The sequence below is a fragment of the Streptosporangium nanhuense genome, assembly GCF_059358815.1.
Genome location: NZ_JCADBG010000001.1, coordinates 211,461 through 231,398 on the forward strand (window position 1 = coordinate 211,461; position 19,938 = coordinate 231,398).

The following is a 19,938-nucleotide window of genomic DNA, read 5'->3' on the forward strand; positions in this document are numbered from 1 at the left end:
GGAGTGAAGGCGCATGAGCGCTCTTTCCAGCGTGGATCCGCAGATCGCCGAGCTCATCAAGGCCGAGGAGCGGCGGCAGTCCGACACCGTCAAGCTGATCGCCTCGGAGAACTACGTCTCCAAGGCCGTCCTCGAGGCCACGGGCACCGTCCTGACCAACAAGTACTCCGAGGGCTACGCCGGCAAGCGTTACTACGAGGGCCAGCAGGTCATCGACCAGGTCGAGACCCTCGCCATCGACAGGGCCAAGGCGCTGTTCGGTGTCAACCACGCCAACGTGCAGCCCTACTCGGGCTCGCCCGCCAACCTGGCGATCTACCTGGCCTTCCTGAAGCCGGGCGAGACCGTCATGGGCATGGGCCTGCCGTTCGGCGGCCACCTGACCCACGGCTGGTCGGTCTCGGCCACCGGCAAGTGGTTCAACCCGGTCCGTTACGGCGTGCGTCAGGACACCGGCCGCGTCGACATGGACGAGGTGCGTGAGATCGCCCTCCGTGAGCGTCCCAAGCTGATCTTCTGCGGCGGCACCGCGGTCCCGCGCACGATCGACTTCCCGGCCTTCGCCGAGATCGCCCGCGAGGTCGGGGCCGTGCTGGCCGCCGACATCGCGCACATCGCGGGCCTGGTGGCCGGTGGCGCCCACCCGTCGCCGGTCGGCCACGCGGACGTCATCTCCACCACCACCCACAAGACCCTGCGCGGTCCCCGGGGCGCCATGCTCATGGCCACCTCCGACGAGCACGCCACCGCCCTCAACAAGGCCGTCTTCCCCGGCCTGCAGGGCGGCCCGCACAACCACACCACCGCGGCCATCGCGGTGGCGCTCAAGGAGGCGTCGACCGACGACTTCAAGGACTACGCCCGCCAGGTGGTCCTGAACGCGCAGGCGCTGGCCGAGGAGCTTCTGGGCCGGGGCTTCGACCTGGTCTCCGGCGGCACCGACAACCACCTCATCCTGTTCGACCTGACCCCCAAGGGCATCGGCGGCAAGCCCGCCGCCCAGGCCCTCGACAAGGCCGGGCTGGAGACCAACTACAACAGCGTGCCCTTCGACACGCGCAAGCCGTTCGACCCCTCGGGCATCCGCATCGGCACCGCGGGCGTGACCAGCAGGGGCATGGGCGTCGCGGAGATGCGGCAGATCGGCGCCTGGATCGACCAGGTCGTCACCGCCCTGGCCAAGGACGAGGAAGAGGCCAAGCACGTGATCACCCGGGTCCACGGCGAGGTCAGGGAGCTCACCTCCCACTTCCCCGCCCCGGGCCTTTGAGCCGCGCCCCTCTCCGGGGCCGAGATCGGCGGGCCCGTGAGGGCACCGAAGGCGCCGTGACGCGCTGATCGATCACATCGGGCAGGACGAGAACGCCCGGCCGGGATCTCCCGGCCGGGCGTTCTCGCGTGATGGAAACCTGGTAAATGTGTTTGCGCCGGACGGGAGTCACTGCGCTAAAGTTCTCCCGACGACGCCGTCCGGGAGACGTACGGCACCGAGGCGACAGGAGGTGAGGACTATGCGGGTCTTTCTGGTGAGCCTGCCGTCCATCAACCTCCGGGTGCCCGCCTAGCCGATTCGCGCAGGGCACCCGACCTTTTCACAAGGGTGCTTACGTTGTCTTCGTCGTCTTCGTCAATCGTCTCTTCTTCATCCGCGTCCGCTCTCACCGCGCTCGGCTGGAACGACTCCTTCGCCGCCGAGCTTCCCGTGGACCTGACCCCGGCCCGGGTGTCCCGCGTCGACCGCGGTGCCGCCGAGGTGCTGACGGCCTCCGGTCATCTCCGGGCCGACTACGGCGCCAGGGTGCGGCGCGAGGCCGCCGCCGACCCCGTGGCGCTGCCCTGCGTCGGCGACTGGGTCGGGCTCCGTCACCTGGCCGAGGGCCGCTTCGAGCTGGCGGCGCTGCTGCCCCGGCGCACCGCGTTCGTGCGCGGCGGCGTCGCGAGGGTCTCCAGGGGCGGGCTCTCCGGCGACTCCCAGGGGCAGGTGCTCGCCGCCAACGTCGACGTCGTCTTCGTCGCCGAACCCGCCCTGCACGCCACCGACACCGCCGACCTGGGCAGGATCGAGCGGCTGCTCGCGCTCGCCTGGGAGAGCGGGGGCCGTCCCGTTGTGCTCGTCACCAAGTCCGACCTGATCGGCGAGGGCCTCGACTTCCTGATGGAGGAGGTCGCCTCGGCGGCGCCGGGGGTGGACGTGCACCCGATCTGCTCCGTCACGGGCGAGGGCGTCGACGTCGTCCGCGGATACCTCGAGGGCACCCGCACCGCGGTGGTGCTCGGCGCCTCGGGCGCGGGCAAGTCGACGCTCGTCAACGCGCTGGCGGGACAGGGGGTCATGGAGACCCAGCAGGTCAGGGCCGGAGACGGCCGGGGCCGTCACACCACCGTCCACCGCGAGCTCATCCCGCTCGCGGGAGGCGGGCTCATCATCGACACGCCGGGCATCCGCCGCGTCGGCCTGTACGACATGGGCGAGGGCGTGGACATGGTCTTCTCGGACCTGGAGGAGCTCGCCGAGCGGTGCCGGTTCGGCGACTGCCGCCACGACAGCGAGCCGGGCTGCGCCGTGATCGCCGCGATCGAGGACGGCACGCTCGCCGAGCGGAGGCTGGAGAGCTGGCAGAAGCTTCAGCGGGAGGCCGCGTGGATGGCGTCCAGGAGCGACGCGCGGCTCCGCAAGGAGCTTCAGGGAAAGTGGAAGAGCATCACCAAGGAGATGCGGAAGGCGGGCCGTAACCGGCCCTGAACCGTGGGGAAAGCCCGCCGTGCGGTCGCCCGTCCCGGGGGCCGCACGAGCGGGGCCCGACACGACAACGTGTGATCTCGCAGGGGGTGCGCGAGATCACACGTGCGGGGGAAGCCGGGTGGAGGTACTGCTCAGGCGACGGCACTGATGCCGGCGCTGGCGGCGCGGCGCATACGACGGCGACGCTCGGAGGCGCGCTCGTCCTCGTTCAGACCGCCCCAGGTGCCGTACTTCTCCGGACGGGAAAGCGCATAGTCCAGGCACTCCGCGCGAACGGGGCACTGGGCGCAGATCGCCTTGGCCTTGCGCTCGCGGATGTCACGCTCTGGCTGGCGCTCGCCGTCGGGGCCGAAGAAGAGCACGAGGTCCTCGCCCCGGCACGCGGCGTCATCCTGCCAGCCCCAGCTGGGCCGAGGCCGGGCGGTCTGCCGACGTACCTGAGACATGAGAAAACCACCTTATAGTGAGAGGTATTTCTGGTTAATGCCGCATTAGACGCTTGTGACGTCCCTGGGTCCAACGCCTGGATTGGCCGTGATGTTCCCTCAGGTCAGGTCAGGGCGGACGTGGCGTACCGCACAGGGGTGACCCTGTCCAGCGTGACCAGCCGGTAGGTAGTGATCGTATCGGCGCAAGCCGTACCACATGGCGTTGTTAGCGTCATGGGTTCAACCACTACCCGAAAACGAGCGCCACTACCGCGCACAAATACCTCGGTGACGGCGCCGTCCAACCTGGAGGATTCCACGGCCACTCCGCCAACCGAGAGATCACCCGTATGAATGCGGATGAAATGCTCAGCGGCCTGCAGTGGCTCAGGGATGCCTGCGCGTCCCCGGAAACGGTCGAGGATGACCTCGCCGGACCGGTACGCGTCGGCTGCCGCGATCGCAGCAGCCTGAGACATGCTGCCGTAGTAAAGCCCGTGTGGCAAGCACACGAGGTTGGCGGCGTATCGATCGCCGCCAACATGTGATGTTTCCCATACTGTGTCCGGCAATGTTTTTGCCAAGGACCGAGCTAGGGGTAGTCCAATGCGGGCGCAGCACGCGTTGCGCTTGGCATGCGTGCAGACCAGAAAAACCGGCTCACTCACAAGTATGCAGGACTCCGGGACCACTCCGGCCACCACGCTGTCAAGGTTAAGATCGTCCGGACCTGCGATGACGCCTTCGGCGATCCACGGCTCCGCGGAACCGGAGTCGGCGACCATGACGTGGATGCCGGTGGCCGCGGGGTTCCTGCGGTCGGGACGACGGATCAGCTGGGGCCGGATGCCGAGCCGCGTGGCGCGTTTGATAAGGATGTGGACGTCCTCGGGGAGGCTGCAGTCCTCCAGGTGGGAGGCCCATGGGCCGGGGTGCTCGATGAGCAGCCAGAAGCGGGCTCCGACGGTCGCGCTGGCGTAGACCGGCAGTTCGCCGGTGTGGCAGCCCGGCGGGTGCGCGCACCCCTTGGGTGCCATGTCCGCCCTGCTCACGCCGCTCCCCGTGCTCACACTCTCTCCTTGCTCTGACTTAGGTAAGACTAACCTAACAGGCAAATCGGAGTGGCGAGAGTGAAACGATCACAGGCGTGTGACGATGATGCGCCCGTGTCGGGGCGGCTTTCCCGGTTTCCGGCGGGCGAGAGCGTCAGCAGGCCGTGCGCGGCGAGCGGCGGGGGCGTCGGTCCGCCGATCGCGGCGGGCGGTGGCGTGTCGGCGGGCGTGCGCGGCGGGTGATGGCGTGCCGGCAGGCCGTACGCGGCGAGCGGCAGGGGGGCGGCGGGCCGGTGCGGCGGGTGCGGGAGGTCAGTAGGCCAGCGCGGTGAGGGCCAGGGGAAGGGCCGCCTCGCGATCCTGCGGGACGAGGCCGATCCTGGTCCGCCGGTCGAGCAGGTCGTCCACGTCCAGGGCGCCCTCGTGCCTGACCGCCCAGACGAGCTCGGCCCCGGTGACCCCGGTCGGCCCGGGCTGGGCCAGCCAGGGGTCCTCCGCCATCAGGGCCCGCACGGCGCCCGCCTCGCTCCCGTACCTCTCCAGCAGCCGGCCCGCCTCCCGGTCCCGATCCCCGTCCGCGCCCTGCCCGCCACCCGCGCCACCCGCGCCGTCGGGGCCGCTCGCCGGGACGGCCCCGACGAGGGGCAGCTCCCTCGTACGGCTCCGGCCCGCGTCGAGGCGGCCCAGTGACACGGCCCGGTCGACCGCGTCCTCGGCCATCCGGCGGTACGTGGTCAGCTTGCCGCCCACGATCGTCACGATCCCGTCCGGCGTGGTCAGCAGGGAGTGCTTCCTGGACAGGTCGGCGGTGCGGCCGTCGGCGGCGAGCAGCGGCCGCAGCCCCGCGTAGGTCCCGGCCACGTCCTGGCGCCGGATCGGCTCCTCCAGCACGGAGTTCAGGACGGCCAGCAGGAAGGTCACGTCCTCCTCCGGCACCGGCGGGACGTCGGGGACGGGGCCGTCCACCGGCTCGTCGGTGAGGCCGACGTGGACCCGCCCGTCGGGCTGGGGGAGGACCAGGGCGAAGCGGTTGCTCTCCCCGGGGATCGGCACGTGCAGTCCCGCGGCCAGGCCCGGCAGTGTCTCCGGCCGCAGCACCAGGTGGGTGCCGCGCGAGGGGCGCAGCCGGATGCCCGGATGCAGCCCGGCGGCCCAGACGCCGGTGGCGTTGACCACCGTCCTGGCTCGGATGGTGAAGGTGTCCCCGGTGAGCTCGTCGCGGACCAGCGCGCCGTCGCCGGACAGCTCCAGCGCCCGGCAGCGCGTCAGGATCCTCGCCCCCAGGGCGGCGGCCGTCCTGGCCACGGTGACGACCAGGCGGGCGTCGTCGGCCAGCCGCCCGTCCCACGACAGCAGGGCGCCGCGCAGCCCCCGTGAGCTCAGCGGCGAGGCGAGGGCGAGGGCCTGCGCGGCGGAGATCCGCGAGGGGCCGGGCAGGAGGTGGCGGGGCGTGCGCGCGGCGACGCGCAGCCCCTCGCCGACGCGGTAGCCGGTCATCACCAGCGCCGCGTGGCGGCGGGAGACCTCGGGGACCAGCGGCAGCAGGTAGGGATGGGCCCTGACCAGGTGCGGCGCGATGCGCCCGAGCAGGTGGCCGCGCTCGACCGCGCTCTCGTACGCCACCCCGACCTGGCCCTTGGCGAGGTAGCGGAGCCCGCCGTGGATCATCTTGGAACTCCACCGGGAGGTCCCGAAGGCGATGTCGTGGGCGTCGATCGCGGCCACGGACAGGCCCCGGGAGGCCGCGTCGAGCGCGGCCCCGGCGCCGGTGGCGCCCAGGCCCACCACCAGCACGTCCACCACGAGGTCGCGCACCTCGGCCAGCTCGCGCTCGCGGCGGGCGGCGTTGAGAGAGGAGTTCACGGTCGCAGGTACCTTTCCAGGAGCGTGGCGAGCTCGGCGTCGAGGTCGTCCAGGTCGTTCACGCCGGCCGGCCCGGCCGGGTCGTCCGGCCCGGCCGGGTCGAGCATGGTCGGGCCGGAGAGCAGGAACGACTGGGCGGTCAGCAGCACGGCCCTGGACAGCCTCGCCGGGTCACCGGGACGCACGGTGCCCCCCTCCTGGCCTCGGACGATCGAGGCCTCGACGAGCGTGAGCATGGCCTCGTGGCTGGCGCCCCTGCGGTCCAGCAGGTAGGGCAGGAGCAGCTCCGGGTCGACCTCGACGATCTTCCGCCAGAGCGGGTGGCCGCGCAGTGCCCGTACCACCGCCACCGCCGAGGTGACCGGGTCGCCGGTCGCGAACCGGTCCGCGACGCGCACCCACTCGCGGGTCATCAGGTCGGCGACGAGGGTGCGCACGTCGGGCCAGTGGCGGTAGATCGTCATACGGGAGAGCCCGGCCCTGCGTGCCACGTCGGTGAGCGTGGTGCGCCGCACCCCCACCGCGAGGATCGCCTCGCGGGCGGCGTCCAGCACCCGGTTGTCGCTCTCTACGTCCGCATTGTGACGAATAGACGTCATGTGTCACAGTGTAAGGGTGGAAAACCCGACGAGTGCCGCCGATCCCATGCTCTGGTCCGGCTGGGGCGACCCCGGCAAGGCCGCCGACCTGCCGGAACCGGTCAGAAAACTTCTCCAGGACGTGCTGGGCGTGCGCCCCCGGCAGGAGCGGGCCGCCGAGCTCGGCGAGGTGCGGCTGCCCGCCGCGACCCTTCCCCCGCCCGTACTGGCGGAGCTGCGCGGCGTCGTCGGCGACGACCACGTGCGCTCCGACGACGAGACCCGCGTCCGGCACACCCGGGGCAAGTCCACCCCCGACCTGATGCGCATGCGCGCCGGGGACGGCTCCGACGCTCCCGACGCCGTGGTGCTGCCCGGCTCCCACCGGGAGGTGCTGGAGGTGCTGGCGGCCTGCGCCGCGCACCGGGTCGCGGTGGTCCCGTTCGGTGGCGGGACCTCGGTGGTCGGCGGCCTGGTCGCGACCCGGAACGGCTTCGCCGGCGTCGTCGCGCTGGACCTGGCCAGGCTGAACGGGCTGGTCGCCGTCGACGCCGAGTCGATGGTCGCCGAGATGGGGCCGGGCCTGCGGGCCCCGGAGGCCGAGCGGCTTCTGGCCGGGCACGGATTCACCCTAGGTCACTTTCCGCAGTCGTTCGAGTACGCCACGCTTGGGGGTTTCGCCGCCGCCCGCTCCAGCGGCCAGGCCTCGGCCGGGTACGGGCGCTTCGACGACATGGTGGTCGGCATGACCGTGGCCACCCCGCGCGGCACCCTCGAACTCGGCCGGGCGCCCAAGTCGGCGGCCGGGCCCGACCTGCGCCAGGTGATCCTCGGCTCCGAGGGGGCCTTCGGTGTGATCACCTCCCTGCGGCTCCGCGTCCGGCGCGCCCCCGCCGAGCGGGCCTACGAGGGGTGGCGGTTCGCGTCGTTCGCCGAGGGGTCGGCCGCCCTGCGACACCTCGTCCAGGAGGGCGCCGTGCCCACCGTGCTGCGCCTGTCCGACGAGACCGAGACGATGGTCGGCCTGGCCCGCCCCGGCGAGATCGGCGCCTCGCCGAACGGCGCGGGCTGCCTGGCGATCGCCGGGTACGAGGGCTTCTCCGAGGTGCCCGCCCTGCGCGAGCGGGTCGCGGCCGTGCTGTCGGGGCTCGGCGGCGTTCCCCTCGGCGCGGAGCCGGGGGAGTCGTGGGCCCACGGGCGCTACTCCGCGCCCTACCTGCGCGACTCGCTGCTCGCCGCCGGGGCGACCGTCGAGACGCTGGAGACGGCCGGGTTCTGGTCCAGCCTGCCCCGCCTCTACGACGCCGTACGGCTCTCGCTGCACGCCTCGCTCGGCTCGCCGCTGGTCATGTGCCACATCTCCCACGTGTACGGCACCGGCGCCTCCCTGTACTTCACGGTCGTCACGGCGCAGGGCGAGGACCCCGTCGGGCAGTGGGAGGCGGCCAAGCGGTCGGTCAACGAGGCGATCGTCGAGGCGGGAGGCACCGTCTCGCACCACCACGGCGTCGGCCGCGACCACCGGGAGGCCTACGCGACCGAGATCGGCGACCTGGGCGTGGAGATCCTGCGCGGGATCAAGGACAGGCTCGACCCCGGGGGAATCCTCAACCCTGGTGTTCTCGTCCCCCCGGAGAGGTGATCGGGAGTCCGGCAGGGGCGCCGGTCCGGCGGGGGAGGCCCCACCAGGGAGGCTCGGCCCGGAGGGTTCGGCCTTGAAGGTCCTGCCGGGAGGCCCGGCCCGCGACGCCCGGCTCATGACGTCCGGCCCGCGACGCCCGGCTCATGACGTCCGGCCCGCGACGCCCGGCTCATGACGTCCGGCCCGGGAGGCCCGGCCCGGGAGGCTCGGCCCGTGACGCCCGGGCGGAAAGGTTCAGCCGGTGACCACGAGCTTCTCCATGGCCTCGCGGAGCGGCCCGGGGATCCCGGCGGGCCTGCGGGTCTCCCGGTCGACGAACACGTGCACGAAGTGGCCCTCGGCCACGGCCGTCTCGCCGTCCTCGCGGAACAGCCCCAGCTCGTAGCGGACGCTGGAGCGGCCCAGGTGGCCGACCCGCAGCCCGACCCGCACGGCCTCGGGGAAGGACACCGAGGCCCGGTAGACGCAGTGCGACTCGACGCACAGGCCGATGGCGTCGCCGCCGTGGATGTCCAGGCCCGCGGTCCTGATCAGCCAGGTGTTGATCACCGTGTCCATCATCGAGTAGTGGACGGCGTTGTTGACGTGGCCGTAGACGTCGTTGTCCTTCCACCTGGTCGGAACGGTCTCCCAGTAGGCGTACACGGTAGAACTATATTCCAGAGGGCGGACGGTCCGGGGAGCCCGGGCGAGATAGTGGAAGAGGGCGTGCGGCCCTTTAAGATCATTGCCAAGATATGAGGCATGGTTGACACAGGACAGGCGGAACGCGGGCGTGAGGCATCCTCCCGGGTGTCGAAGGAGGGCGCGGGCTGGTCCTGCGCCCAGACGGGCACCTTCACGGACCTGCTGCCCAGCAAGGAGACCTTCTCCTGGCTGAACCCGCGCACCATCTGGCGGTCGCGGAACGAGGTCCTCGCGATCCTGTTCGGAGACCCCTCGGGCCAGGTGCGGGCGCGCTGGGTGGGCTCCCAGCGCGACCGGGGCGTCGACCCCTCCTTCCGCGTACCGATGGACGTCGGCCCCGAGTTCTCCTTCCTGGTCCTCGGCGACACGGGAGAGGGCGACGCCTCGCAGTACGCCGTGGTGCCGGGCATGCTCAAGATCGGCGAGGGCACCGCCTTCGCGGTCGTCGCCAGTGACGTGATCTACCCCACCGGCTCGGGCAACGAGTACGAGGACAAGTTCTTCCGCCCGTACCAGGACTACCGGGCGCCGATCTACGCGATCCCCGGCAACCACGACTGGTACGACGGGCTCGGCGGCTTCATGCGCGTCTTCTGCGACGCCCCGGCGCTGGAGGCCGAGAACGAGGGCTTCAAGCTGTCGCCCTCCGGGCTGCGCGGCCTGCTCTGGCGCAAGCCGGAGAAGATCGACGAGGCCCGGCTGGCCAGGGCGCGCGAGCGGCGGGCGAGGCCCGAGCAGCGGGTCGTGCAGCCCGCCCCCTACTGGGCGATGGAGACGCCGGGGCTGCTCGTCGTCGGCGTGGACACCGGCATCCGCGGCGACATCGACAGGGAGCAGGCCGACTGGCTGCGCACGGTCTCGCGCGACCCCCGGCCCAAGGTGCTGATCACCGGGAAGCCCATCTACACCCGTAACGACTACAAGCCGTCGAAGCTGGCCGGCGGCGGCACCATCGACGACATCGTCACCGACCCGGCGCACAACTACGTCGCGGCGATAGGCGGCGACGTGCACAACTACCAGCGTTTCCCGATCAAGGTCGGCGACCGGACCATCCAGTATCTCGTGGCGGGCGGCTCCGGGGCCTTCATGCACGCCACCCACACCATCCCGAGGGTCACCGTCGGCGGCCTGCACGAGGACGACTACCGCTGCTACCCGCTGCGCGGCGACTCGCTGTCGTTCTACAGCAGGCTCTACAGCGACCGGCTGCGCATGCGCTGGCTCTACCTCACCCCCGACGAGAGCGCGGCGCTGATGTCCCGCCGGATCGGCAACACCCCGGTGCGGGACGACACCCCGACCGTTCCGATCACCCGGCGGATGAGGTGGGCGGCCCGGATCCTCGGCGGCTGGCCGATGCCGCTGCGGCTGCCCGTGGGCCGGACCTTCCACCGCTACCTGTCGGAGCTGTCCGACTGGGACACCCCGCCGTTCTTCAAGAGCTTCCTGCACATCTCGGTGACCCCCGAGGTCCTGACGATCCGCTGCTTCGCGGCCACCGGCTGCCTGCAGCAGGAGATCGAACCCCCGATCGAGGACGAGATCGCCATACCGCTCGTCTGATCGAGAATGTCGTACCGGCGTGGCAGGGTTGTCGTATGCACGTGTTTGTCGCGGCGGCCCCCGGGGGCGGGGGCGTGCTGCGCGTGGACGACGGGCCCGCCGGGGCCGTCGCCGATCTGGTCTCGGCCGCCCGCGAGCTGGAGGCCCGGAGCCCGCGCTGGGTCTGGGCCGACACGCGGGAGGTCTACCCCGCGCTGCTCGCCGCGGGGGTGCGGCTGGCGCGCTGCCACGACCTGGTGCTGACCGAGGGCCTGCTCCTGGCCCACGAGGGGCGTTTCGGGGAGCCGAGGTCCGTCCGGGCGGCCCACGCCCGGCTGCACGGCCTTCCCGTGCCCGACGACCACCACGGCACCCAGGCGAGGCAGGCCACCCTCTTCGAGGAGGAGGCGCCCCCGCCGGACGCGGACCTGGTCGCCGAGGTCTACGCCGGCCAGCTGCGACGCGTCGAGGCCACCGCGGACCCGAGGCGGTTCCGGCTGCTGGTCGCCGCCGAGTCCGCCGGGGCACTGATCGCCGCGGAGATGGCCCGGGAGGGCATGCCCTGGCGGCGGGACGTGCACGACGAGCTGCTGACCGGCCTGCTCGGCCCGCGCCCGGTGCACGGCATGCGGCCGGCCAAGCTCCAGGCCCTGGCCGACCAGGTGGCGGCCGCCTTCGGCACCCCGTTCAACCCAGACTCCCCGCAGCAGATCGTCAGGGCGTTCAAGGCGGCGGGCGTGCCGGTCGCCTCCACCCGGGCCCACGACATCAAGCGGGTCGAGCACCCGGGCGTCGCGCCCCTGCTCGCCTACAAGGAGATGGCGAGGTTCTACAGCTTCCACGGCTGGGCCTGGGCCGACCAGTGGGTGCGCGACCACCGCTTCCGGCCCGAGTACGTCGTGGGCGGCGTGGTGACGGGCCGCTGGGCCACCAACGGCGGCGGGGCCCTGCAGATCCACAAGCTGATGCGCCAGGTCGTCGTGGCCGACGAGGGCTGGACGCTCGTCGTCGCCGACGCGGCCCAGCTGGAGCCGCGGGTGCTGGCCGCCATGGCGGGAGACGGCGGCCTGGCCAGTGCCGCCGGGGAGGCCGACCTCTACCGGGCGCTGGCGAAGGCGTTCGGCGGCGAGCGCGACAACGCCAAGCTCGCCATGCTGTCGGCGATGTACGGAGGCACCAGCGGAGACGCGGCCAGGCTGCTGGCCGTGATGCGCCAGCGCTTCCCCCTCGCCCACCGGTTCGTGGAGGACGCCGCCCGGGCGGGCGAGGAGGGCAAGGTGGTCCGCTCCTGGCTGGGCCGCACCTCGCCCCCGCCCTCCGAGGGCTGGCGGAAGCTGGTCTCCGGTCCCGAGGGAGCCCGCGCGGCCCGCGACCGCGGCCGGTTCACCCGCAACTTCGTCGTCCAGGCGACCGCGGCCGAGTGGGCGCTCACGCTGATGGCCGTGCTGCGCGGCCTGCTGCCCGACCCGGCCAGGCTGGTGTTCTTCCAGCACGACGAGGTGATGGTGCACTGCCCGGCCGAGCAGGCCGGCGAGGTCGTCGCGGCGGTCGGCAAGGCCGCGGAGGAGGCGACCCGGCTGCTGTTCGGGGCGACCCCGGTGCGCTTCCCCATGCAGGCCGTCCCGGTCAGGTGCTACGCCGACGCCAAGTGACGCCCGGCGACAACCCCGGAACATCGGGGTCGGTCCAGGTCCAGACCCAAGCCTCGGCCCGGCCGTGGCTCAGGCGCGGGCCAGGGCCAGCCAGGCGCCGGTGACCGTCACCATGACCGCGACGGCCGCGCCGAGCACGCCGTACGACAGGCTGCCGACGATCACCCCGGCGATCACGGTGCCGGTCGCGCCGCAGACGTTCATCAGCAGGTCCGAGAGACCCTGCACGGGGGTGCGGTGCTCCAGCGGCACGGCCTCGCTGAGCATCGCCGAGCCGGAGATCAGCCCGCACGACCAGCCGAGGCCGAGCAGGACCAGGCCGGCGGTCACCCGCGTGACGTCGTGAGCCCCGGCGCCGCCCGCGAGGGCGGCGGCGGCCAGCAGCAGGCCCATCCCCAGCACCAGCACCGTCGTCCTGCCGGCCCGGTCGGCCAGCCAGCCGACCACGGGCGACAGGACGTACATCCCCGCGATGTGCAGGCTGATCACGATGCCGATGACCGTGTACGTCGAGCCGCCGTGGTCGAGATGGACCGGCGTCATGGACATGATCGAGACCATCGCGGTGTGGCTGACCGCGATCGCGACCAGCGCGCGGCCCGCCACGGGCGTCCCGCGTAGCACCCGCCAGGCGGTGCGGAAGGTGCCCCCGCCCTTTCCCGGAGAGCCGGTCGTGCCGGAACCGGGGGCCGCGTCCGGGGCCGCGTCCGGGGCCGCGTCCGGGGCCGCGTCCGGGGCAGGGAGCGCGGCGCGGGCCAGGAGCAGCGGATCGGGGCGCAGGGCGACCACGATGATGCCGAGGGCGATCGCGAAGCTCAGCAGGGCGAGGGCGAACGGGCCGCTGCCCGCCGACAGCCCGAACCCGGCGCTGAACCGTTCGGCGGGCTCCGCGAGGTTCGGCCCGGCGACCGACCCGACGGTGGTGGCCCACACCACCAGCGACAGGTGCCGGGCCGCATGCCCCGGCGGGGACAGGTCGGTCGCGGCGTAGCGTGAGGCCAGGCCACCCGCGCTGGCCGCGCCGAACAGCACCAGCCCGGCCAGCAGCAGCGGCCACGATTCCAGGCCGACGGCCAGCAGAGAGACCAGGCAGCCGAGCAGGGCGCACCCGTAGGCCAGGGCGAGCCCGGCTCTCCGGCCGCCCCTGCCGGAGGATCTCGCGGTGGGCAGCGCCAGCAGCGCGGCGCCCAGCACGGTCGCGGTGCCGGCCAGCCCGCTGAGCGCGGTGGAGCCGGAGAGCTCCTCCACGGTCACCGAGCTGAAGGTGAGCCCCACGGCGATCCCGATCCCGCCGCTGATCTGGGCGGCGGACAGGACGGCGAGCGTCCGCCGCCGCACGAGGGCGATCCGTTCCTCGCCGGGGGGATTGCCGGGCTTCGCGGTGTTGGTGGGGTTCGCGGTCACGAGCGAAGTCTGCCATCACCCATGACCGCACCACGAGGCCGTTTCACCGAAGGAGCATGAACGACCCGGCGGGGTCAGTCGACCGGCACGAAGGTGGCGAAGAACGTCTGGAGGATCTCGGAGTTCTTCTCCCAGTCCAGGTCCTGGACCCTGAAGGTGATCTGGTAGGCGGTCAGGCCGTTGACGGCGACGTAGCGCGTCAGCCCGTGCATCGGGACGCCGTTGGGCTGGACGTAGGTGTACTCCCAGTCCGCGGCCTTCCAGGCACGGTAGCTCACCGTCGTCACGCCGACCTCGGTGTACTCGTCCAGGCCCTTCTTGCTCGCCCTGCTGAGCGCCAGCACCGGCTCCGCGACCGCCACCTTGGCGACGACGAGGCTCTGCCCGCCGCCCCTGGGCCCGGAGAAGGTGGCCGTTCCGCCGGGGCCCTCCTTCACCGTCCAGCCGTCGGGCACCGCGCCCGAGACACCGGCCGCGTTCTCCAGCCGGAAGCCCTCGGGGACCTCGCTCGGCCCGTCGGGCGTCACCGGCTCGGCCGCCGCGGAGATCGCCGCGGACGGGGCCGCGGGGGCCGCGGGATCGGAGTTCCCGCCGGGCAGGAAGACGAGCAGCCCGGCGACCACGATGGCCAGCACGCCGCCCCCGCCGAGCATCAGCAGGCGCAGGTCGGGACCGCCGCCGTCGTTTCCCGGCGCGCGGCGCGCGTTCCCGCGCCCCCCGCTCCGGCTGGGGGAGGTCATGGTCTGCGAGTCGCGTACGGAGGAGCGGGAGGAGGCCTCCTGCGAGGAGGGGGTGGGCCAGAGCGCCGCCTCGCGGGCCCGGGAGGCCTCGCTCTGCCCGCCGCGCCGCGGTGCGGCCGGTGGCGTGGACGGCGGAGCCGGCGGCGCGGCGACGGGCAGGTCGCCGGAGAAGCTGGTCAGCGGGTCGAAGGGGTTGCCGTCGGGCCCGGTCGCCGGGATGCGCAGCGCGTCGTAGCCGCGCTGGTGCCCGCCGGTCAGGCCGGTGGCCGCGCCGTCCGGCGGACCGCCCGCCCGCGGGAACCCGCCGGAGGCGGAGGCGGGGCCGGGGAAGGACAGCAGGTCCGCGCGGTGGGACCCCGACGGGCCGGCGAGCGCGTCGTAGGGGAGCGGGTGGCCGCCGGAGGAGTCGTTGCCCGAGCCGTAGGGCACCCGGATCGGGCCGGAGGGCGTCTCGATGATCCGGGAGGGCATCGGCCCCGACGGCGCGTCCAGCGGGGGCATCAGGTGGATCGGCATGGAGTCGCCGGGGACCGGCATCGACGAGGGCGCGGGGCCGGAGGGGGTGGGCGCGCGGTTCGGGGTGCTGGAGCCGTGGCTGCGCAGCACCCGGTCGAGCAGGTCGGACACCTGCGAGGCGCTCATCCGGTCGGCGGGGTTCTTGCGGAGCAGGCCCTCGATGACGGTGATCAGGGCGCCGGCCCGCTGCGGGCGGCTGGGCTCCTGGGTGAGGATCGCGCCGAGCACGGCCACCGCGTCCGGTCCCTCGTAGGGGGGCCGCCCCTCGACCGCCGCGTACAGGGTGGCGCCGAAGGACCACAGGTCGGAGGACTGCGTGACCGGCTGGCCCGAGAGCCGCTCCGGCGGGATGTAGGCGGGCGAGCCCATCAGCAGGCCGGTCTGGGTGATCGCGACGTCGCCCTCGATGGCGGCGATGCCGAAGTCGGTGAGGACCACCCGGTCGGAGGTGAGCAGCACGTTGCCCGGTTTGACGTCGCGGTGCATGATCCCGGCGGCGTGGGCGTGGCGGAGCGCGTCGAGCACCCGGACGCCGATCTCGGCGGCCTGGACCACCGGCAGCGGCCCGCTCTGCCGTACGGCCTGCTCCAGCGACCAGGCGCGGACCAGCTCCATCACGATCCAGGGGCGGCCGTCCTCCTCGACGACGTCGTGGACGGTGACGATGCCGGGGTGGCTGAGCCGGGCCGCGGAGCGGGCCTCGCGCAGCATCCGCCGGTGGGCTCCCTGGGTGCCCGCGTGGTCGAGCCCGTAGGGGAGGATCAGCTCCTTGACCGCGACGTCACGGTCGAGCAGGACGTCGTGCGCGTGCCACACCATGCCCATCCCGCCACGGCCCACCGGCGACACCAGGCGGTAGCGCCTGCCCACCAGCCTGCCCTGGCCCTCCGGTGTTCCGCCGCCGGAATCGCCGCCCTCAGGACCCTGGGGGTTTCTCCCGAGCAAGCGATCGGTCATCGTTCCCCGTTCCCCACAACCAGCGCTTTCGTGAGGTGGACACGATAGCGAGATGGCATTTGGTCATGGAAGTTTGCATGCTGAGAAAGCACGTGACGGTATTTGTCAGGATCGGTGTTCTTCAGATCACTGAGCCTGCGCCCGCGCTCTGACGTCGCCGAATGCTACCGGCGGATGGACAGATTGTCAGCTTTACCCAATCTTAATAGATGAAAGATCTTTAAGACGTCCGATGTTCACGATCGGCTGCCTCGGCCAGCGCGGCCAGCGCCGAGGTGAAGGCCGAGGCGGGCGGGCTGACCAGGCCCGCGCCGACCTGTCCGGTCCCGGCCACCCGCCCGGCGATGCCGGTGTTCACGGTGGGCAGCAGGCCCGTCCTGGCGACCAGCGTGACGTCGACGCCGACCGGCGTGCCCCGGAAGTCCAGCCCCGGGATCTGGTAAGCGGGGTGCTCGGCCAGGGTGATCTCGTACATGGACCGGGTGGCCGCCATCGCGTCCGACACATCGCCGCCGACGAACCGCACGATCGCCGGGGCCGCGGCCATCGCGAAGCCGCCCAGCCCCGCCGTCTCGGTGATCGTCGAGTCGCCGATGTCGGGGTTGGCGTCGTCGGGGCCGTACGCCCCCAGATAGAGGCCGTCCGGCACGCCCGCGGGGCCGGTGAACCACCGGTCGCCCAGCCCGGAGACCTGGACCCCGAAGTCGGTGCCGTTGCGGGCCATCGCGACGACCATCGTGGAGCCGGGGACGTCCCGCGCGGCGTCCGTGCTGACCTTGCACGCGGCCATGCCCGCGTTGAGGAAGAAGTGGTCGTTGCCGTTGACGAAGCGCAGGACCTCGGCGGCGTGGCCGGGAGCGGCCTCCACCACGTCGGGGGCGAGCTCGCGCACCAGCAGCGAGGTGGCGGCGCGGTTGCGGTTGTGCAGCTCGTCGCCCATCTGCAGGGCCTGCGCGGCCAGCGACCTGAGGTCGAGCGGCCCGCTCCGCCGCAGGGTGGCCTGGAGCACCGGGCCGAGCACCTCGGCCATCCAGCGCAGCCGCTCCAGCACCTCGGGCCCGTAGGCGCCGTAGCGCAGCACCTTGCCCAGGCCCTCGTTGAGCGAGCAGTAGGCGGTGCCGCCGTGCTCGGCGTCGCGGACCTCGAACATCCACATCGACGGGGTGACCACGCCCGCCATCGGCCCGACGGTCCGGTGGTGGTGGCAGGAGTCGAACCGGGCCCGCCCGGCGGCCAGCCGCTCCTCGGCCTCCTCGGCGTCGGCGGCCAGCCCCTCCAGCAGCATCGCCCCGATGAGCGCCCCCCGCAGCGGGCCCGACGCCCGTTCCCACTCGATCGGCGGTCCCGCGTGCAGGAACGTCCCCTCCGGCAGGTCGAGCACCTCGTGCGCGGGCCGCACCCCGACGAGCTGCGGCCGCGCCGAGACCAGGCGGCCCACGGCCGTCTCGTTGGCACCGGCCCTGCGCGGGTCGGCCAGCACCCTGGCCAGGTCGGCCTCGGTGCCGGGCATCGGCGGGCGCCAGTCCACCCGGACCTTCGGGACGGCCTGCGCGTCCAGCGCCTCGCCGAGCACGTCGGCCCCCACCGTGATCACTTCCGGCTCGCCGGAAAGCATGGACAACGTCATCGAAATCTCCTTGAACCTGGAACCCGTTCCGGGCGAACGGTCAACGGGCGTTCGCGGCGATCCCGGTGGCCGCCCTCGCGGCGTACCCGGCGGCCTCGGCGTTGGACGTGAACACCGTGGCGCCCGCCGCGTTCAGGGCCCCGGCCTGCGCGGCCAGCCCCTGCGGGTCGCCCTCGGAGCCGACCAGCGCGACCACCGCCGTGACCCCTCTCGCGACGGCCTCGGCGATCGCGGGCGCGAGCCTGGCGGCGGGGTCGGGGTCGGCGCCGTGTCCGAGCACCACGTCGAGCAGGACGACGTCGCCGGGCGGCACCTCCGCCAGGGCCTCCAGGCGGAGCGTCGGGTCGATCATCGGGTGGGCCCGGCCGACCGTGTAGGCGTCGTCGCCGAAGTCGGTGAACTCGCCGGTCCCGGCGATGAGCCGCGCCTCCACGCACAGCGTCCCGCCCGAGTAGATCCCCCGCACGTTTCCCCCCGGAGGCACATCGGTCGTTCCGGGGGCGGGCCAGGAGGGCCAGGCGGGGACCGGGACGCCGAGGGCGCGCAGGGCGGCCTCGGTCACCGAGGTCAGGTCCTGCCGGCCGGGCCCCAGCAGCGCGGTCACGACCGGCGTGCCGAGTCTCGCGACGGCCTCCTCGACGGCCCGCGCGACCTCGGGGGCCGGGGGCTTGGAGATCAGGACGATCAGCTCGGTGGCGGGGTCGGCGTCGAGGGACTCCAGGGCCCGCAGGGTGGACAGCCCGCCCACCTCCGAGGACAGGTCGCGCCCGCCCACCCCCAGCACGTGGGACACCCCCACCCCGGCCAGGTCGAGCAGGCAGGTCACCTGCTGGGCGCCGGTCCCCGAGGCGGCCACCAGCCCGACCGGGCCCGGCCTCAGGACGTTCGCGAAGCCCAGACCCGCCCCGCCGACCACCGCGGTGCCGCAGTCGGGGCCCATGACCAGCACGCCGCGCTCGGCGGCGCGCCTCTTGAGCAGCACCTCCTGCTCGACCGGAACGTTGTCACTGAAGATCATCACGGACAGGCCCGCCTCGACCGCGTCCAGCGCCTCGGCGAACGCGTACGGGCCCGGCACCGAGACCAGGGCCAGGGTGGCGGCGCGCTCGCGGGCCGCGGCGCGGACGGTGCGCGGGGGGCGCTCGGCGCCGCCGCCACCGCCCGCGGACGGGGCCGACAGCGCGGCCAGCAGCCCGTCGAGTTCCGCGGACGCGGCCTCCAGCGCGTCCGCCTCGCCGCGCAGCGCGATCAGCAGGTCGGCGGGGTTCGCCCGGGGAAGGCCGAACCCCAGCTCGGCGGCGATCGCGAGGTTGAGCTCGGTGGCCATCGCCACCACCGCGACCTCCACGCCGGGCAGCGCGGACGCCGCGCGGCTGACCCGCATCAGGCTCACGGAGTCGTGGTAGACCCCCGTGCGCGTCCGGACCACATCAGTACTCGCCATCGCCCCCGCCTTCCAGATCGATCACCGCCGCGAGCCCGATCCGCAGCCCCCACGCCAGGTCCGCCCCGGAGGTGTGACCCAGCTGCAGGAGGCGGTGCAGCGCCGGCTCCAGGGACTGCCGTCCCGCCACGCCCCGCAGCACGGCCAGCACCTCGCCGCTGGCCTCGCCCCGGGCGGCGCAGTGCAGCAGCGCCGCCGAGATGGGGGTGGTCCTGCCACGCACGTCGAAGGTGACCGCCGCGGCCAGCCAGTCGGCCAGCCAGACGGCCCGGCCCGCCCCCGTCGCCCCGCCCAGGTGGCGCAGCGCGACCAGCAGCCCCGCGAGCACGTCGTCGCCGCTCGGCGTGAGCCCGGGACCCAGGCCGACGAGCTGCTCGGCCGCCACCACGCTCTTGAGCAGCGAGCCCTCGGCGCAACCCTGGGCCAGCAGCGCGGCCGCGCCGTTGCCCTCCAGCCCGGGACGCCTCGGCGACCGCTCGCACAGCTCCGCCATCGCCGGCAGCGAGCGGGCCAGCCGCGCCGCGTCCACGGCGCCGAGCGGCGGGGCCGGGTTCCACCAGCGGTGGGCCCGCAGGCTGAGCCGCCCGATGTCGATCGAGCCGTCGCCGACGGACGCCTCGTCGCCCACCGCGACCTTCGGCATCGGGCCGGTGACCACCATGGCGTTGGGCAGGCGGGTGGCCTCCCCGGTCACCACCGCGATGACCTGCGGTTCCAGCTCGGTGCGTACCTCAAGGTAGACGCCGGCGGGGAAGGCCGCCAGCACCCGCGCCGGGCGGCGGGGCGCCTCCAGCATCTGGCGCAGGGCGGTGCTGGCCGCGCCGGTCCTGTGCGTCCGTACGTGCACGCGCCGCGCCCTTGGGTGCGTTCCAACGCTCATGAGCGCTCCTCGGCCGGCCCGGTGGGTGTGAAGGTGCTCTCTCCAGCGGTTCGCTCGCTCACGGACTCCCCCATCCATTGAGCAGACGGTAGAACGGGCGTGGACACAGGCCGTACGGAGAAAGCTGCCAACAGTCTGCCCAAAGGTTGGCTCTTCCTGACAGACGTGTCCATCAGTCAC

General features: G+C 73.2%; 15 protein-coding genes. 5 read left to right on the plus strand and 10 right to left on the minus strand.

What is annotated here, in order from left to right; all coding sequences use genetic code 11:
• The first annotated feature begins 13 nt into the window (after window positions 1-13).
• Entirely contained in the window at window positions 14-1,270 is a 1,257-nt protein-coding gene (gene glyA / locus AC5L38_RS00880; RefSeq protein ID WP_495240784.1) for a serine hydroxymethyltransferase, read from the plus strand.
• A gap of 339 nt (window positions 1,271-1,609) precedes the next feature.
• Window positions 1,610-2,743, plus strand: a complete 1,134-nt coding sequence (gene rsgA, locus AC5L38_RS00885) for a ribosome small subunit-dependent GTPase A (RefSeq protein WP_495240785.1) — start codon at window positions 1,610-1,612, stop codon at window positions 2,741-2,743.
• A gap of 131 nt (window positions 2,744-2,874) precedes the next feature.
• Here the strand turns inward: rsgA and AC5L38_RS00890 are convergent, their stop codons facing one another.
• From AC5L38_RS00890 to AC5L38_RS00905, 4 genes are all read right to left on the minus strand, one after another.
• Window positions 2,875-3,189, minus strand: coding sequence for a WhiB family transcriptional regulator (locus AC5L38_RS00890; protein ID WP_012893126.1), 315 nt, complete (start codon window positions 3,187-3,189; stop codon window positions 2,875-2,877).
• 104 nt (window positions 3,190-3,293) lie between these two features.
• Window positions 3,294-4,241: a ferredoxin family protein gene (locus AC5L38_RS00895; protein ID WP_495240786.1), complete on the minus strand. Its 948-nt coding sequence runs from the start codon at window positions 4,239-4,241 to the stop codon at window positions 3,294-3,296.
• Window positions 4,242-4,535: 294 nt separating this feature from the next.
• Entirely contained in the window at window positions 4,536-6,086 is a 1,551-nt protein-coding gene (locus AC5L38_RS00900) for a glycerol-3-phosphate dehydrogenase/oxidase (protein ID WP_495240787.1), read from the minus strand.
• Window positions 6,083-6,685, minus strand: coding sequence for a TetR/AcrR family transcriptional regulator (locus tag AC5L38_RS00905; RefSeq protein WP_495240788.1), 603 nt, complete (start codon window positions 6,683-6,685; stop codon window positions 6,083-6,085). The genes AC5L38_RS00900 and AC5L38_RS00905 overlap by 4 nt, the downstream gene beginning before the upstream one ends.
• A gap of 46 nt (window positions 6,686-6,731) precedes the next feature.
• Here AC5L38_RS00905 and AC5L38_RS00910 point away from each other — a divergent pair, with 46 nt between their 5' ends.
• Entirely contained in the window at window positions 6,732-8,306 is a 1,575-nt protein-coding gene (locus AC5L38_RS00910) for an FAD-binding oxidoreductase (RefSeq protein ID WP_495241530.1), read from the plus strand.
• A 234-nt stretch (window positions 8,307-8,540) separates the two neighbouring features.
• Here the strand turns inward: AC5L38_RS00910 and AC5L38_RS00915 are convergent, their stop codons facing one another.
• A complete protein-coding gene (locus tag AC5L38_RS00915) occupies window positions 8,541-8,951 on the minus strand; it encodes an acyl-CoA thioesterase (protein ID WP_350970487.1) in 411 nt (136 codons plus the stop codon).
• 99 nt (window positions 8,952-9,050) lie between these two features.
• On the opposite strand from AC5L38_RS00915, the gene AC5L38_RS00920 reads away from it, so the two are divergent.
• Together AC5L38_RS00920 and AC5L38_RS00925 are read left to right on the plus strand one after the other, a co-directional pair.
• The gene (locus AC5L38_RS00920; RefSeq protein ID WP_495240789.1) at window positions 9,051-10,559 is read left to right on the plus strand and encodes a metallophosphoesterase family protein; all 1,509 of its coding nucleotides are present in this window, start codon (window positions 9,051-9,053) and stop codon (window positions 10,557-10,559) included.
• Between the two features lie 35 nt (window positions 10,560-10,594).
• Window positions 10,595-12,190 carry a bifunctional 3'-5' exonuclease/DNA polymerase gene (locus tag AC5L38_RS00925; RefSeq protein ID WP_495240790.1) on the plus strand — a complete coding sequence of 532 codons (1,596 nt, stop codon included), beginning with the start codon at window positions 10,595-10,597 and terminating at the stop codon, window positions 12,188-12,190.
• 69 nt (window positions 12,191-12,259) lie between these two features.
• On the opposite strand, the gene AC5L38_RS00930 is transcribed toward AC5L38_RS00925, so the two are convergent.
• From AC5L38_RS00930 to AC5L38_RS00950, 5 genes are all read right to left on the minus strand, one after another.
• On the minus strand, window positions 12,260-13,594 hold the full coding sequence (locus tag AC5L38_RS00930; protein WP_495240791.1) for an MFS transporter: 1,335 nt from the start codon (window positions 13,592-13,594) through the stop codon (window positions 12,260-12,262).
• A 74-nt stretch (window positions 13,595-13,668) separates the two neighbouring features.
• A complete protein-coding gene (locus tag AC5L38_RS00935) occupies window positions 13,669-15,807 on the minus strand; it encodes a serine/threonine-protein kinase (protein WP_495240792.1) in 2,139 nt (712 codons plus the stop codon).
• 220 nt (window positions 15,808-16,027) lie between these two features.
• Complete coding sequence (locus tag AC5L38_RS00940) at window positions 16,028-17,434, minus strand: YlbE family protein (protein ID WP_495240793.1); 1,407 nt, start codon at window positions 17,432-17,434, stop codon at window positions 16,028-16,030.
• 40 nt (window positions 17,435-17,474) lie between these two features.
• Window positions 17,475-18,878, minus strand: coding sequence for an AllF/FdrA family protein (locus AC5L38_RS00945; protein ID WP_495240794.1), 1,404 nt, complete (start codon window positions 18,876-18,878; stop codon window positions 17,475-17,477).
• Window positions 18,865-19,758 (minus strand): oxamate carbamoyltransferase subunit AllH family protein, encoded by an 894-nt coding sequence (locus tag AC5L38_RS00950; RefSeq protein WP_495240795.1) that lies wholly within the window; start codon window positions 19,756-19,758, stop codon window positions 18,865-18,867. The genes AC5L38_RS00945 and AC5L38_RS00950 overlap by 14 nt, the downstream gene beginning before the upstream one ends.
• Window positions 19,759-19,938 lie beyond the last annotated feature (180 nt).

Bases quoted from the DNA above. Each gene is read 5' to 3' on its own strand.
- glyA (WP_495240784.1), top strand. From the start codon at position 14: ATGAGCGCTCTTTCCAGCGTGGATCCGCAGATCGCCGAGCTCATCAAG.
- AC5L38_RS00890 (WP_012893126.1), bottom strand. From the start codon at position 3,189: ATGTCTCAGGTACGTCGGCAGACCGCCCGGCCTCGGCCCAGCTGGGGC.
- AC5L38_RS00905 (WP_495240788.1), bottom strand. From the start codon at position 6,685: ATGACGTCTATTCGTCACAATGCGGACGTAGAGAGCGACAACCGGGTG.
- AC5L38_RS00910 (WP_495241530.1), top strand. From the start codon at position 6,732: ATGCTCTGGTCCGGCTGGGGCGACCCCGGCAAGGCCGCCGACCTGCCG.
- AC5L38_RS00920 (WP_495240789.1), top strand. From the start codon at position 9,051: ATGGTTGACACAGGACAGGCGGAACGCGGGCGTGAGGCATCCTCCCGG.
- AC5L38_RS00925 (WP_495240790.1), top strand. From the start codon at position 10,595: ATGCACGTGTTTGTCGCGGCGGCCCCCGGGGGCGGGGGCGTGCTGCGC.
- AC5L38_RS00935 (WP_495240792.1), bottom strand. From the start codon at position 15,807: ATGACCGATCGCTTGCTCGGGAGAAACCCCCAGGGTCCTGAGGGCGGC.
- AC5L38_RS00940 (WP_495240793.1), bottom strand. From the start codon at position 17,434: ATGACGTTGTCCATGCTTTCCGGCGAGCCGGAAGTGATCACGGTGGGG.
- AC5L38_RS00945 (WP_495240794.1), bottom strand. From the start codon at position 18,878: ATGGCGAGTACTGATGTGGTCCGGACGCGCACGGGGGTCTACCACGAC.
- AC5L38_RS00950 (WP_495240795.1), bottom strand. From the start codon at position 19,758: ATGAGCGTTGGAACGCACCCAAGGGCGCGGCGCGTGCACGTACGGACG.